Below are 14,211 nucleotides of genomic sequence, written 5' to 3'. Positions count from 1 at the left end.
CGACATGAAAAATAAACTACTCAGTGGAATGGTGTTATTCATGGTTTCGACCACCGCGATGGCACAGCAATCCTTCAGCACACCAGACCAGGCGACCGATGCCCTGGCAACCGCGATAAGCGAGCAGAATGAAAGCGCGATGAACAACCTGCTCGGGGAAAACTGGCGCGAGTTTCTGCCACCGGAAGGCGTCGATCCTGATGCGGTTGATCGCTTCCTGCGCGACTGGAAGGTCCGCCATAATACCGTCATCGACGGCAATACCGCACACCTGGTGGTCGGGGACAGCGACTGGCAACTGCCGATCCCGGTTGTTAAAACCGCTTCCGGCTGGCAATTTGATATCAAGGAAGCGGCTGAAGAGATCCTGACCCGTGAGATTGGGCGCAACGAACTTGCCGCTATTGAAGCATTACACGCCTATGTAGATGCTCAGCAAAGCTACTTTGCGATGAACCAAAAATACGCGCAAAAGATTGTCAGTTCTGAAGGGAAAAAAGATGGTCTGTACTGGCCTGTTTCGCCCGGCGAAGCGCCAAGCCCGCTTGGCCCGGCCTTTAGTCCGCAAGAGCCTGGCACGGGCTATCACGGCTATCGTTTCCGTATCCTTCCCGATAAAACCAGCGGCTTTGCGATGGTTGCCTGGCCCGTCAGCTACGATCACACTGGCGTTATGAGTTTTATGATTAACGGTGATGATAAAGTCTATCAGGCCGATCTCGGCGCTGATGCACAGCAGAAAGCCGAGGCGTTAACCGCATATCATCTGGATAAAAACTGGCAGCCCGTAGCGCCCTGAATGCCAGTCAAATAGTGAGTTGACCGGGGCTCCGGCCAACTCACGAGAGATTACAGGATGTTAGCAACGGATTTCGCCAGCTGCGCTTCCAGAACCGGTTTCGCTTCTTCGAACTTCAGGTTCACTTTGTTGGCATTAGACACAACGCGGGTCTGGTATTTTGCGCGATCGCCCTGCGCGCTGCAGGTTTGCAGCTTGATACCGGACGTGCCCTGGCGCAGTGCGGCAACGTTACCAGAACTGGTAGCTTTCAGGCAAAAAAAACGCCTCCGAAGAGGCGTTTTCACAAAAGCGGGAAGATTACTTTTTCTTCGCTTTCGGGTTTGGCAGGTCGGTGATGCTACCTTCGAACACTTCTGCCGCCAGGCCCACAGACTCGTGCAGAGTCGGGTGCGCGTGGATGGTCAGCGCGATGTCTTCAGCATCACAACCCATTTCGATCGCCAGACCGATTTCACCCAGCAGCTCGCCGCCGTTGGTACCGACAATCGCACCACCGATAACACGGTGAGATTCTTTGTCGAAAATCAGTTTAGTCATACCGTCTGCGCAGTCGGAAGCGATAGCACGACCAGAAGCAGCCCACGGGAAGGTGGCGGTCTCAAAGCTGATGCCTTTCTCTTTCGCTTCTTTCTCCGTCAGGCCAACCCATGCTACTTCTGGTTCAGTGTAGGCGATGGATGGGATAACTTTCGGATCGAAGTAGTGTTTCTTACCGGCGATAACTTCAGCGGCAACGTGACCTTCGTGAACACCTTTGTGCGCCAGCATCGGCTGACCGACGATATCGCCGATAGCAAAGATGTGCGGCACGTTGGTGCGCAGCTGTTTGTCAACGCGGATGAAGCCACGGTCATCAACTTCCACGCCAGCTTTACCCGCGTCGAGGTTTTTGCCGTTCGGTACACGACCGATAGCCACCAGCACCGCATCGTAACGCTGAGCTTCAGCAGGCGCTTTTTTGCCTTCCATGGAAACGTAGATACCGTCTTCTTTCGCTTCAACGGCGGTCACTTTGGTTTCCAGCATCAGGTTGAATTTCTTGCTGATGCGTTTGGTAAAGACTTTAACCACGTCTTTATCGGCAGCCGGGATAACCTGGTCGAACATTTCAACCACGTCGATCTCTGAACCCAGCGCATGGTACACGGTACCCATTTCCAAACCGATGATACCGCCGCCCATTACCAGCAGGCGCTTAGGAACAGTTTTCAGTTCCAGTGCATCGGTGGAATCCCACACGCGCGGATCTTCATGCGGAATGAATGGCAGTTCGATCGGACGGGAACCCGCCGCGATGATCGCGTTGTCAAAGTTGATCACGGTTTTGCCGTTTTCACCTTCAACTTCCAGGGTGTTCGCCCCGGTAAATTTACCCAGACCGTTCACCACTTTCACTTTACGGCCTTTGGCCATACCCGCCAGACCGCCGGTCAGTTGAGTGATAACTTTTTCTTTCCAGGTACGAATCTTGTCGATATCGGTTTTCGGCTCGCCAAAAACGATACCGTGTTCAGCCAGCGCTTTGGCTTCTTCGATAACTTTTGCTACGTGCAGCAGCGCTTTAGAAGGGATACAGCCGACGTTCAGACAAACACCACCGAGGGTGCTGTAACGTTCTACGATGACGGTCTCCAGACCTAAATCTGCGCAACGGAAGGCAGCAGAGTAACCTGCAGGGCCTGCCCCAAGTACCACGACCTGAGTTTTGATTTCAGTGCTCATCATGACCTCTTAATTTATACCCGTCGTCCACCGGGTCGTTCTATCCGCCCGTATTTTACAAAATTGTTAACAATTTTGAAACAACAAACGGCAACCGATTTGTCTTTCGCACAATAACCTCACTGACTTCATGAGATTACCAGAAAAAAGCCGGCCGTCGGGCCGGCTTTTTCGCTTACATCACCAGGCGGCGAATGTCAGACAGCATGTTGTTGATGATGGTGATAAAGCGCGCACCATCAGCACCGTCGATTACGCGGTGGTCGAAGGAGAGCGAAATCGGCATCATCAGACGCGGCATAAACTCTTTACCGTTCCACACTGGCTCCATAGAGGACTTGGAGACACCGAGGATAGCCACTTCCGGCGCGTTCACAATCGGCGCGAAGTGGGTCGTACCCAGGCCACCGATGCTGGAGATGGTGAAGCAACCGCCCTGCATTTCGCCAGCGGTCAGCTTGCCATCACGCGCTTTCTTGGAGATGGTGGTCAGTTCACGAGACAGCTCGGTAATGCTCTTCTTGTTCACGTCTTTGAAGACCGGAACAACCAGACCATTCGGCGTATCTACCGCGACACCGATGTTGATGTATTTTTTCAGGGTCAGACGCTGACCGTCTTCAGACAGAGAGCTGTTGAAGCGCGGCATCTGTTCCAGAGCGGCGGCAACGGCTTTCATGATGAAGACCACTGGCGTGAATTTCACATCCAGTTTACGTTTTTCAGCTTCGGCGTTCTGCTGTTTACGGAACGCTTCCAGATCGGTGATATCGGTCTTGTCGAAGTGAGTAACGTGCGGGATCATCACCCAGTTACGGCTCAGGTTAGCACCAGAGATTTTCTGGATACGGCCCAGTTCCACTTCTTCGATTTCACCAAACTTGCTGAAGTCCACTTTCGGCCAAGGCAGCATGCCCGGAATACCGCCGCCTGCTGCTGCCGGAGCAGCTTCAGCACGCTTGATAGCGTCTTTCACGTAAGCCTGAACGTCTTCACGCAGGATACGACCTTTACGGCCAGAACCTTTCACTTTCGCCAGGTTTACACCGAACTCGCGCGCCAGGCGACGAATCAGCGGCGTTGCATGAACGTAAGCGTCGTTCTCAGCGAACTCAGATTTACCTTCCGCTTTCGCGGCCGGAGCTGCGGCTGGTTTAGCAGCCTGAGCCGGTGCAGCTGCAGAGGCTGGAGCAGCCGCGGCAGCTGGAGCGGCAGCAGGTGCTGCGCCTTCAACTTCGAAGATCATAATCAGAGAACCGGTTTTGACTTTGTCGCCGGTGCTGATTTTGATTTCTTTCACGGTGCCCGCGAACGGTGCCGGAACTTCCATCGACGCTTTATCGCCTTCAACGGTAATCAGTGACTGCTCAGCGGCAATTTTATCGCCCACTTTAACCATCACTTCAGTGACTTCAACTTCGTCACCGCCGATATCCGGAACGTTAACCTCTTTCGAGCCAGAAGCTGCCGGAGCCGCCGCTGCTGCTGCTGGAGCTGCCGCCTGAGCCGGTGCTGCAGCAGGCGCTGCGCCTGCAACTTCGAAGACCATAATCAGAGAACCGGTAGACACTTTGTCGCCCGTGTTGATTTTGATCTCTTTAACGGTGCCCGCGAACGGCGCCGGAACTTCCATCGACGCTTTATCGCCTTCAACGGTGATCAGAGACTGTTCAGCCGCAACGGTGTCGCCCACTTTAACCATAACCTCGGTAACTTCGACTTCGTCACCGCCGATGTCCGGTACGTGTACTTCTTTCGCCGCTGCCGCAGCAGGTGCTGCTGCCGGAGCTGCTTCTTTCTTCTCTTCTGCCGGAGCAGGTGCAGCGGCTGCTGCACCATCGGCGGAATCGAAAATCATGATCAGTTTGCCGGTCTCAGTTTTGTCGCCAACAGAGACTTTGATCTCTTTAACGATACCTGCCTGAGGAGACGGAACTTCCATAGAGGCTTTGTCGCCTTCTACGGTGATCAGCGACTGTTCAGCTTCAACTTTGTCGCCCACTTTGACCAGGATCTCGGTGATTTCAACTTCATCAGCCCCGATGTCCGGTACATTGATTTCGATAGCCATTATTCTTTTACCTCTTACGCCAGACGCGGGTTAACTTTATCTGCATCGATGTTGAATTTGATGATTGCGTCAGCAACCACTTTCTTATCGATTTCGCCACGTTTAGCCAGTTCGCCCAGGGCCGCTACAACCACATAAGAAGCATCAACTTCGAAGTGGTGACGCAGGTTTTCACGGCTGTCAGAGCGACCGAAGCCGTCAGTACCCAGTACGCGATAATCATCAGCCGGTACATAAGTACGAACCTGTTCGGCAAACAGTTTCATATAGTCAGTAGATGCCACTGCCGGAGCGTCGTTCATCACCTGAGCGATGTACGGAACGCGCGGAGTTTCCATCGGGTGCAGCATGTTCCAGCGTTCACAATCCTGGCCATCACGCGCCAGTTCAGTGAAGGAGGTTACGCTGTAAACGTCAGAACCTACACCGTAGTCGTTCGCCAGGATCTGTGCTGCTTCACGCACGTGACGCAGGATAGAACCGGAGCCCAGCAGCTGAACTTTACCTTTCTTACCTTCGAGGGTTTCAAGTTTGTAGATACCTTTACGGATACCTTCCTCGGCACCTGCTGGCATTGCCGGCATGTGGTAGTTTTCGTTCAGCGTGGTGATGTAGTAATAAACGTTCTCTTGTTTCTCACCGTACATACGCTCCAGACCATCGTGCATGATGACCGCAACTTCGTACGCGTAAGACGGATCGTAAGAGATACAGTTCGGGATAGTCAGAGACTGAATATGGCTGTGACCATCTTCGTGCTGCAGACCTTCGCCGTTCAGCGTCGTACGACCAGAAGTTCCCCCGACCAGGAAGCCGCGAGCCTGTTGGTCGCCTGCCTGCCAGCACAGGTCACCGATACGCTGGAACCCGAACATGGAGTAGTAGATGTAGAACGGAATCATCGGCAGATCGTTGGTGCTGTAGGAGGTCGCAGCAGCCAGCCAGGATGCGCCAGCACCCAGTTCGTTGATGCCTTCCTGCAGGATCTGACCTTTCTCGTCTTCTTTATAGTAAGCAACCTGCTCACGGTCCTGCGGGGTGTACTGCTGACCGTTCGGGCTGTAGATACCGATCTGACGGAACAGACCTTCCATACCGAAAGTACGCGCTTCGTCAGCGATGATCGGAACCAGACGATCTTTGATCGACTTGTTCTTCAGCATCACGTTCAGGGCACGAACGAAAGCGATAGTGGTGGAGATTTCTTTGTTCTGCTCTTCCAGCAGCGCACCGAAGTCTTCCAGAGCAGGCAGTTCCAGCTTCTCGGTGAAGTTCGGCTGACGAGCAGGCAGATAGCCGTGCAGTTTCTGACGCTGAGCGTGCAGATAAGTGTGCTCTTCAGAACCTTCCGGGAAGGTGATGTAAGACAGGTTTTCAACCTGCTCATCGGTCACAGGAACGTTGAAACGGTCGCGGATATAACGCACGCCGTCCATGTTCATTTTCTTAACCTGGTGAGCGATGTTTTTACCTTCGGCGGTGTCACCCATGCCGTAACCTTTGATGGTATGGGCCAGGATTACAGTTGCTTTGCCTTTGGTTTCCTGCGCTTTCTTCAGTGCAGCGTAGACTTTCTTCGGATCGTGACCACCACGATTCAGAGCCCAAATCTGCTCGTCAGTCCAGTCAGCAACCAGGGCTGCGGTTTCCGGGTATTTACCGAAGAAGTGCTCACGTACGTATGCGCCATCTTTGGATTTAAAGGTCTGGTAGTCGCCGTCAACGGTTTCGTTCATCAGTTGGATCAGTTTACCGCTGGTATCTTTACGCAGCAGCTCATCCCAACGACCGCCCCACATGACTTTGATAACGTTCCAGCCAGCGCCCGCGAAGATGCCTTCCAGTTCGTTAACAATCTTGCCGTTACCGGTGACCGGACCGTCAAGACGCTGCAGGTTACAGTTGATAACAAAGACCAGGTTGTCCAGTTTCTCACGGGTCGCGATGGTGATTGCACCCTTAGATTCTGGCTCATCCATTTCGCCGTCGCCCAGGAAGGCGTAAACGGTTTGTTTAGAGGTATCTTTCAGGCCACGGTGTTCCAGATATTTCAGGAATTTAGCCTGGTAGATTGCACCGATTGGGCCCAGACCCATAGATACGGTCGGGAACTGCCAGAATTCCGGCATCAGTTTCGGGTGCGGGTAGGAAGACAGGCCTTTGCCATGTACTTCCTGACGGAAGTTGTTCATCTGCTCTTCAGTCAGACGACCTTCCAGGAATGCGCGAGCGTAGATGCCCGGAGAGATGTGGCCCTGGAAGTAAACCAGATCGCCGCCATCCTGTTCGTTGCGTGCACGGAAGAAGTGGTTGAAGCAAACATCATACACCGTTGCGGAGGACTGGAAGGATGCCATGTGGCCACCCAGCTCGAGGTCCTTTTTAGACGCGCGCAGTACGGTCATGATGGCGTTCCAGCGGATAGCAGAACGAATACGACGCTCCAGCTCCAGATTGCCCGGGTATTCCGGTTCATCTTCAACGGCAATAGTGTTTACATAATTGCTGGCCCCAGCACCTGCCGCTACTTTCACGCCGCCTTTGCGAGCTTCTGAAAGCAGTTGGTCGATCAGATACTGAGCACGCTCAACACCTTCTTCACGGATGACCGATTCGATCGCCTGTAGCCAGTCGCGAGTTTCGATCGGATCCACGTCATTTGGGAAACGTTCTGACATGGGGGTATTCCTTATCTATCTAATACGTTGAGTTATCTGGAACCTGTCCCATTACGTTCTCACCAGAGAGCGTAATAAGACAGGTTCTGCGTTTAGTTGCCGCGCCTTTCGATAGCGCTTGATTTACAACATCTTCTGGTTAACGTTCTGCCAGAAAAATCACTAATTCTTTCGTTGCTCCAGACGGCGTAAGGCGCGTTCACGACGGCTTTCCTCACGGCTCCTGTCCAGCAGAATCTCTTCGATAAACGCCAGGTGACGGTGAGACGCTTCACGCGCTTCTTCAGGCTTTCCGGCGATAATTGCTTCAAAGATGCGGGTACGGTGACTGCTCACCAGCGGCAGCATCTCGCGACGCGCATACAGCAATTCGAAGTTTTGCCGAACGTTCTGGGCCAGCATCGGCTCCATACACCTTAGCAAATGGAGCAGCACCACATTATGTGCCGCTTCGGTGACAGCAATTTGATACTGGAGTACCGCGTCAGATTCGCCGTCAAGATCGCCGGACTGTTGAGCAAGCTCGATCGCATGGTGGAGTTCACGGATACGCGTTTTGTCTTCATCCGTGCTGCGCAGTGCAGCGTAATAGGCTGCAATACCTTCCAGCGCATGGCGCGTCTCAAGCAGGTCAAACTGGGATTCAGGATGGTCGGAGAGCAGCTCTACCAGTGGGTCGCTAAAGCTCTGCCACAGGCTGCTCTGAACAAAAGTGCCACCGCCCTGACGACGAAGCAGTAACCCCTTCGCTTCAAGGCGTTGGATCGCCTCGCGTAAGGAGGGGCGGGAGACGTCGAACTGTTTTGCCAGCTCGCGTTCCGGTGGGAGTTTTTCTCCGGGGCGAAGTGTCCCCTCAAGAATTAAAAACTCCAGCTGCTGCTCAATCACATCGGAGAGTTTTGGTTGGCGGATTTTGCTGTAGGCCATGATTTCCTGTCTTAAGCCATTTGCCCGGAGTCAATTGGCCTTACCAATTTCATGTTCTTGACGCTAAAGTAACAAAGTATTCACCTTCTGTCCATACAGGTTTTGATTGAAATCAGTAAAGGGGGCATATTTTAACAACATTACAGAAATAACGTTTCAAACATGTAACTATGCACAAATGTTAAATTTACCCACCACGGGGTAGTTTTAACGGAATTGAAACGAAAAAATATCTCATCTGAACCGATTCACCTGATTATTTATCGACACACTAGCCACAATTAGTGAATAAAAATTCAAAATGGAAATTTTGTGGTAGATAAACTCGCATTTACAAATGGTTTCTTTTTATTCAACTCGTCATCTTGCCCGCATAAAGCAGGTGCATTCGCGCTCGCATATCATTATTCTGATCAAGACAAAAGCATTGAGGCAACATTTTATCTAAAGCATCTGTAAACAAATAAATACAACAAACGGAATTGCAAACTTACACACGCATTGCTGCGTAGTTCAAAAAATAAGTACTCGAAATATGAAGAGTAAAACCACACACGAGGTTTAATGATGGAAAGTCAACAGCATGGCGATCAGCTCAAGCGCGGTCTTAAGAACCGCCATATACAGCTAATCGCGCTGGGTGGCGCGATTGGTACCGGGTTATTCCTCGGTAGCGCATCCGTTATCCAGTCTGCAGGACCGGGTATTATTCTGGGTTACGCAATTGCCGGCTTTATCGCCTTTTTGATTATGCGTCAATTAGGTGAAATGGTAGTTGAAGAGCCGGTTGCAGGCTCCTTTAGCCACTTTGCTTATAAATACTGGGGCGGTTTTGCGGGCTTCTCTTCTGGCTGGAACTATTGGGTACTGTACGTCCTGGTTGCCATGGCTGAACTGACTGCCGTAGGTAAATACATCCAGTTCTGGTATCCGGAGATCCCCACCTGGGTTTCTGCTGCAGCCTTCTTCGTGCTGATCAACGCCATCAACCTGACCAACGTGAAAGTGTTTGGGGAAATGGAGTTCTGGTTCGCCATTATCAAAGTCATTGCCGTGGTTGCGATGATTCTGTTCGGCGGCTGGTTGCTGTTTAGCGGCAACGGCGGCCCGCAGGCCAGCGTCAGTAACCTGTGGAGTCAGGGTGGCTTCCTGCCGCACGGCTTCACCGGTCTGGTGATGATGATGGCTATTATTATGTTCTCTTTTGGTGGGCTGGAGCTGGTCGGGATCACCGCAGCAGAAGCCGATAACCCGGAGCAAAGCATTCCCAAAGCAACCAACCAGGTTATCTACCGTATCCTCATTTTCTATGTAGGTTCGCTGGCTGTTCTGCTTTCCCTGATGCCGTGGACGCGCGTCACGGCTGATACCAGCCCGTTTGTCCTTATTTTCCACGAGCTGGGCGACACCTTTGTTGCCAATGCTCTGAACATCGTAGTGCTGACCGCTGCCCTTTCTGTGTATAACAGCTGCGTATACTGCAACAGCCGTATGCTGTTCGGTCTGGCACAGCAGGGCAACGCGCCAAAAGCGCTGATGAACGTCGACAAACGCGGCGTACCGGTGAACACCATTCTGGTCTCCGCGCTGGTTACGGCTCTGTGTGTACTGATCAACTATCTGGCACCGGAATCCGCCTTTGGCCTGCTGATGGCGCTGGTGGTTTCCGCACTGGTGATCAACTGGGCAATGATTAGCCTGGCGCACATGAAGTTCCGCAAAGCCAAACAGCAGCAAGGCGTTACCACCCGTTTCCCGGCGCTGCTCTATCCGCTTGGTAACTGGGTATGTCTGATTTTCATGGCTGCAGTGCTGGTGATTATGCTGATGACGCCGGGCATGGCAATTTCGGTGTACTTAATCCCGGTATGGATTGCCATTCTTGGCATCGGCTATTTGTGCAAACAGAAAACTGCCAAAGTAGCTAAAGCACATTAATTCTCCCTCCCCCACCTGCATCAGGTGGGGGTTGTTACCTGCCTCACACTTTCCCACTCACGACTGTTTCGTCCATATCACTGGCGTTATCCTGCAACGCAAAAACACCTCTGCCAGACAATAATTATCTCCATATCTTATTAATGGAGTGCAGTTGATGGAAACCAGTAAGCTCACGGTGAAAGAAAAGATCGGCTATGGAATGGGCGACGCCGGATGCAACATCATCTTTGGCGCCATCATGTTGTTTGTTAACTATTTTTACACCGATATTTTTGGCCTGGCACCGGCCCTGGTCGGCGTGTTACTGCTGTCAGTACGCGTTATAGATGCCGTTACCGACCCTATTATGGGCGCGATGGCCGACCGCACCCGCAGCAAATATGGTCGATTTCGTCCATGGCTTTTGTGGATGGCTTTCCCATACGCATTATTTAGCGTACTCATGTTTACCACTCCTGAGTGGACATATAACAGCAAAGTAATCTATGCGTTCGTCACCTACTTCCTGCTCTCTATCACCTATACGGCGATCAACATCCCTTACTGCTCGCTCGGCAGCGTCATCACTAACGATCCAAAGGAACGTGTCGCCTGCCAGTCATATCGCTTTGTGTTGGTAGGAATTGCAACCCTGCTGCTCTCCCTCACCTTACTGCCAATGGCGGACTGGTTTGGCGGGGAAGATAAAGCTAAAGGCTATCAGATGGCGATGGCAGTGCTGGCCTTCATCGGCATGTGTATGTTCCTGTTTTGCTTTGCAACCGTCCGTGAGCGCGTACGTCCTGCCGTCCCGACTAACGACGATTTAAAAGCCGACCTGAAAGACGTATGGAAGAACGATCAGTGGGTAAAAATCCTGCTGTTAACCCTGTGCAACGTCTGTCCGGGCTTTATTCGCATGGCTGCCACCATGTACTACGTAACCTGGGTTATGCAGCAAAGCACGCAGTTCGCAACGCTGTTTATCAGCCTTGGCGTTGTGGGCATGATGATTGGCAGCATGCTGGCGAAGGTGTTAACCGATCGCTGGTGCAAACTGAAAGTCTTCTTCTGGACCAATATCATCCTGGCGATTTTCTCCGGCGCGTTTTACTTCTTCGATCCTAAAGCCACCATGATGATTATGGTGCTTTACTTCCTGCTCAACATTCTGCATCAGATCCCATCCCCACTGCACTGGTCGCTGATGGCAGATGTCGATGACTACGGCGAGTGGAAAACCGGTAAACGTATCACCGGAATCAGCTTCTCCGGCAACCTGTTCTTCCTGAAACTGGGCCTGGCGATTGCCGGAGCGATGGTTGGTTTCCTGCTCTCCTGGTATGGCTACGACGCAGGGGCGAAAGCGCAAAGCGACTCCGCCATTAACGGTATTATGCTGCTGTTTACCATCATACCGGGTGTAGGCTACCTGATTACCGCAGGCGTAGTTCGTCTGCTGAAAGTTGACCGCGAGTTTATGCAACAAATCCAGACAGATTTAGAAAAGCGCCGCGCCAACTACCGTGAACTGAATGAGTACCACGATATAAAAACGACTGAAAACGTAAGGAAAGCCTAATGAATCAGTGGCCAACCCCCTTTATTGAACAGCGTGCCGACCCGTTTATTTTACGTGACGGTAGCCACTACTATTTCATTGCTTCAGTACCCGAATACGATCGCCTGGAGATCCGCCGGGCGGACTCGCTGGAAGGGTTACGCACCGCCGTCCCGGTTGTCGTCTGGCGCAAACCAGAAAACGGCCCCATGAGCCAGTTGATCTGGGCACCTGAGATCCATCATCTGGCAGGCAAGTGGTACATCTATTTTGCCGCCGCCCACACACAGGCGCTCGACAAGCTGGGGATGTTCCAGCACCGTATGTTTGCGCTCGAATGTGCAGACGCCGATCCGCTGACCGGCCAATGGACAGAGAAAGGGCAGATTAAAACGCAGTTTGATACCTTCGCGCTCGATGCCACCACCTTTAACCATCAGGGAAAACAGTGGTATCTGTGGGCGCAGAAATCCCCCGATATCGCCGGAAACTCCAATATCTATCTCGCCGAACTGGAAAATCCATGGACGATTAAAGGCGAGCCGGTAATGCTCAGTCATCCAGAGTATGACTGGGAATGCCGGGGTTTTTGGGTCAACGAAGGCCCGGCCGTCATGGTTCACGGCGACAAGCTGTTTATCAGCTATTCCGCCAGCGCCACCGATGAGAACTACTGTATGGGGTTATTGTGGATTGATCTCAATGCCGATCCGCTCAACCCGCAGAACTGGCACAAATCGCCGCGCCCGGTCTTTACCACCAGCTATGAAAACCGCCAATACGGGCCGGGACACAACAGCTTTACGCAAACGCCGGAAGGAGAAGATGTGCTGGTGTACCACGCGAGAAATTACACTGAAATCGAGGGCGATCCGCTGTACGACCCAAACCGCCACACTCGTCTGAAGCTGGTACGCTGGAACGAAAACGGGATGCCAGATTTTGGCATCCCACCTGCTGATACGCTTTGAAAGATTGGCCCGCAAGCACAAAGCGACCGGGCCAATCTTTTTTCCTCGACGGATAAGCGCAACGCCATCCACCAATAATAATGGCTTAAATTAATGTGCCATAAATGGTCAACACGGCAATGACCACCACCACCACAAACGAAGTCTTCTTCGCCATCGAAACCGCGGCTTTTGGCGTTGCGACTTTATCGGTATGTGGTTCACGCGCCAAAGAAAACTGCGCAAGGCGAGTAAGCACCTGATATTGCGAAGTATGCAGATCCGCCAGCGACGCAAACCAGGCAGGCAACGCCTTCTCGCCGTGCCCCAGCAGCGCATAGACGACACCCGCCAGTCGCACCGGGATCCAGTCCAGCACATGCAGGATCGCATCGATACCTGATTGCAAACGCTGGTGAGGCGTCTGATAGCGCGCCAGCCAGGACTGCCAGGCACGTAGAAAGGCATAACCCACCAGCGTCACCGGTCCCCACGGGCCACCGACAATCAGCCAGAATAACGGCGCCAGATAAAAGCGAAAGTTGTTCCATAGCAGCGCGTTCTGCAGTTCACGCAAGAACTCACGCTCATCGCACTCAGGCGGAATCCCATGAATCAGGGTCAGCTCGCTGGCCATCGCTTCACGGGCGTGAGCGTCATCGCGAGCAGCCGCGTTCAGATAGGCATGATAATGAAGACGCGTCTTGCCAGCGCCGATGCACAGCAAACCAATTAAGATCCACGCCACCAGCAAAGGCACGTTAAACAACAGGCCTTGAAGTGCGCGCAGCAACAGGAACGTCACCCCCATCGCAATAAGGGCCATGCCTACCGTACGCATCATCGAAAAATGCTTCACCCGGCGGAAAAAAGCTTCAACCCGGTGATCAAGCTGCCAGTGCTCACCCAGCTTAAACAGGCGTTCAACAATCAACACCAGTAATGTTGTAAACAGCGTCATGTCATCTCCTTGTGCGACGAGGGGGTGACCAGGGCGCGAAACCTTGCCCAGTCAAAAGAGGGCCCGGGATCGGTCTTACGCTCGGGCGCAATATTGCAATGTCCTGTCATGTTGTTGGCAATTGCCGGATAACGCGTAATCAGGGCATTCGTCACGGCTGCCAGTTGCTGATACTGCGCATCGGTATAGGCCAGCGTATCCGTCCCTTCCAGCTCAATACCAATTGAGAAATCATTACAGCGTTCGCGGCCTTGATAGTTCGACACGCCAGCATGCCAGGCGCGTTTATCAAAGGGGACATACTGCACGATTTCACCGTCACGGCGAATTAAACAATGTGCCGAAACGCGCAAATGGGCGATCCCGGCAAAATAAGGATGGGCATTGGGATCAATCGTGCCCGTAAACAGCGCATCGATCCACGGGCCGCCAAACTCGCCAGGCGGCAGGCTGATATTATGCACCACCAGCAGAGAAGGGTTTTCGTCATCCGGGCGGCAATCGTAATGAGGAGAGGGAACGCGTCGCGCCTCTGCCAGCCAGCCCTCGTCTAACAACATGCAGAATCTCCTTATTGGTGGTGCTCATATCAGGTTCAGGGTAGCATGTTTCCACCTTA

Annotated in this window: 10 protein-coding genes and 1 pseudogene; 4 read left to right on the top strand and 7 right to left on the bottom strand. The window is 52.6% G+C overall.

What is annotated here, in order from left to right; all coding sequences use genetic code 11:
* Positions 1–4 precede the first annotated feature (4 nt).
* Entirely contained in the window at positions 5–799 is a 795-nt protein-coding gene (locus tag OGV38_RS22785; protein WP_016155703.1) for a DUF2950 family protein, read from the top strand.
* A 50-nt stretch (positions 800–849) separates the two neighbouring features.
* On the opposite strand, the pseudogene traT reads toward OGV38_RS22785, so the two are convergent.
* The 5 genes and pseudogenes from traT to pdhR all read right to left on the bottom strand — a co-directional run.
* Positions 850–1,041 (bottom strand): annotated as a pseudogene (gene traT / locus OGV38_RS22780) (complement resistance protein TraT); the annotation flags it as partial.
* Positions 1,042–1,099: 58 nt separating this feature from the next.
* Positions 1,100–2,524 (bottom strand): dihydrolipoyl dehydrogenase, encoded by a 1,425-nt coding sequence (gene lpdA / locus OGV38_RS22775; protein ID WP_016155701.1) that lies wholly within the window; start codon positions 2,522–2,524, stop codon positions 1,100–1,102.
* A 175-nt stretch (positions 2,525–2,699) separates the two neighbouring features.
* Positions 2,700–4,595 carry a pyruvate dehydrogenase complex dihydrolipoyllysine-residue acetyltransferase gene (gene aceF / locus OGV38_RS22770; RefSeq protein WP_053388890.1) on the bottom strand — a complete coding sequence of 632 codons (1,896 nt, stop codon included), beginning with the start codon at positions 4,593–4,595 and terminating at the stop codon, positions 2,700–2,702.
* A gap of 14 nt (positions 4,596–4,609) precedes the next feature.
* Positions 4,610–7,273, bottom strand: coding sequence for a pyruvate dehydrogenase (acetyl-transferring), homodimeric type (aceE, locus tag OGV38_RS22765; RefSeq protein ID WP_016151717.1), 2,664 nt, complete (start codon positions 7,271–7,273; stop codon positions 4,610–4,612).
* Between the two features lie 162 nt (positions 7,274–7,435).
* Positions 7,436–8,200: a pyruvate dehydrogenase complex transcriptional repressor PdhR gene (gene pdhR / locus OGV38_RS22760; protein WP_003018699.1), complete on the bottom strand. Its 765-nt coding sequence runs from the start codon at positions 8,198–8,200 to the stop codon at positions 7,436–7,438.
* A 564-nt stretch (positions 8,201–8,764) separates the two neighbouring features.
* Between pdhR and aroP the strand changes: the two genes are divergently transcribed.
* The 3 genes from aroP to OGV38_RS22745 all read left to right on the top strand — a co-directional run bounded on the left by aroP (position 8,765) and on the right by OGV38_RS22745 (position 12,652).
* Positions 8,765–10,138 carry an aromatic amino acid transporter AroP gene (gene aroP / locus OGV38_RS22755; protein ID WP_087121850.1) on the top strand — a complete coding sequence of 458 codons (1,374 nt, stop codon included), beginning with the start codon at positions 8,765–8,767 and terminating at the stop codon, positions 10,136–10,138.
* Positions 10,139–10,295: 157 nt separating this feature from the next.
* Positions 10,296–11,702, top strand: coding sequence for a glycoside-pentoside-hexuronide (GPH):cation symporter (locus OGV38_RS22750; protein WP_016151715.1), 1,407 nt, complete (start codon positions 10,296–10,298; stop codon positions 11,700–11,702).
* A complete protein-coding gene (locus tag OGV38_RS22745; protein ID WP_269519371.1) occupies positions 11,702–12,652 on the top strand; it encodes a glycoside hydrolase family 43 protein in 951 nt (316 codons plus the stop codon). The genes OGV38_RS22750 and OGV38_RS22745 overlap by 1 nt, the downstream gene beginning before the upstream one ends.
* Positions 12,653–12,737: 85 nt before the next feature.
* Here the strand turns inward: OGV38_RS22745 and ampE are convergent, their stop codons facing one another.
* Positions 12,738–13,592 (bottom strand): beta-lactamase regulator AmpE, encoded by an 855-nt coding sequence (gene ampE / locus OGV38_RS22740; RefSeq protein ID WP_016155697.1) that lies wholly within the window; start codon positions 13,590–13,592, stop codon positions 12,738–12,740.
* On the bottom strand, positions 13,589–14,152 hold the full coding sequence (ampD, locus tag OGV38_RS22735) for a 1,6-anhydro-N-acetylmuramyl-L-alanine amidase AmpD (protein WP_016151712.1): 564 nt from the start codon (positions 14,150–14,152) through the stop codon (positions 13,589–13,591). The genes ampE and ampD overlap by 4 nt, the downstream gene beginning before the upstream one ends.
* Positions 14,153–14,211 lie beyond the last annotated feature (59 nt).

Origin of the sequence: Citrobacter sp. Cb080 (assembly GCF_030334745.1) — a bacterium.
In the GTDB taxonomy this organism is placed as follows: Bacteria; Pseudomonadota; Gammaproteobacteria; order Enterobacterales; family Enterobacteriaceae; genus Citrobacter; species Citrobacter braakii.
The sequence above is the reverse complement of the archived record's forward strand: the minus strand, read 5'-3'. Positions and strand labels throughout refer to the sequence as shown.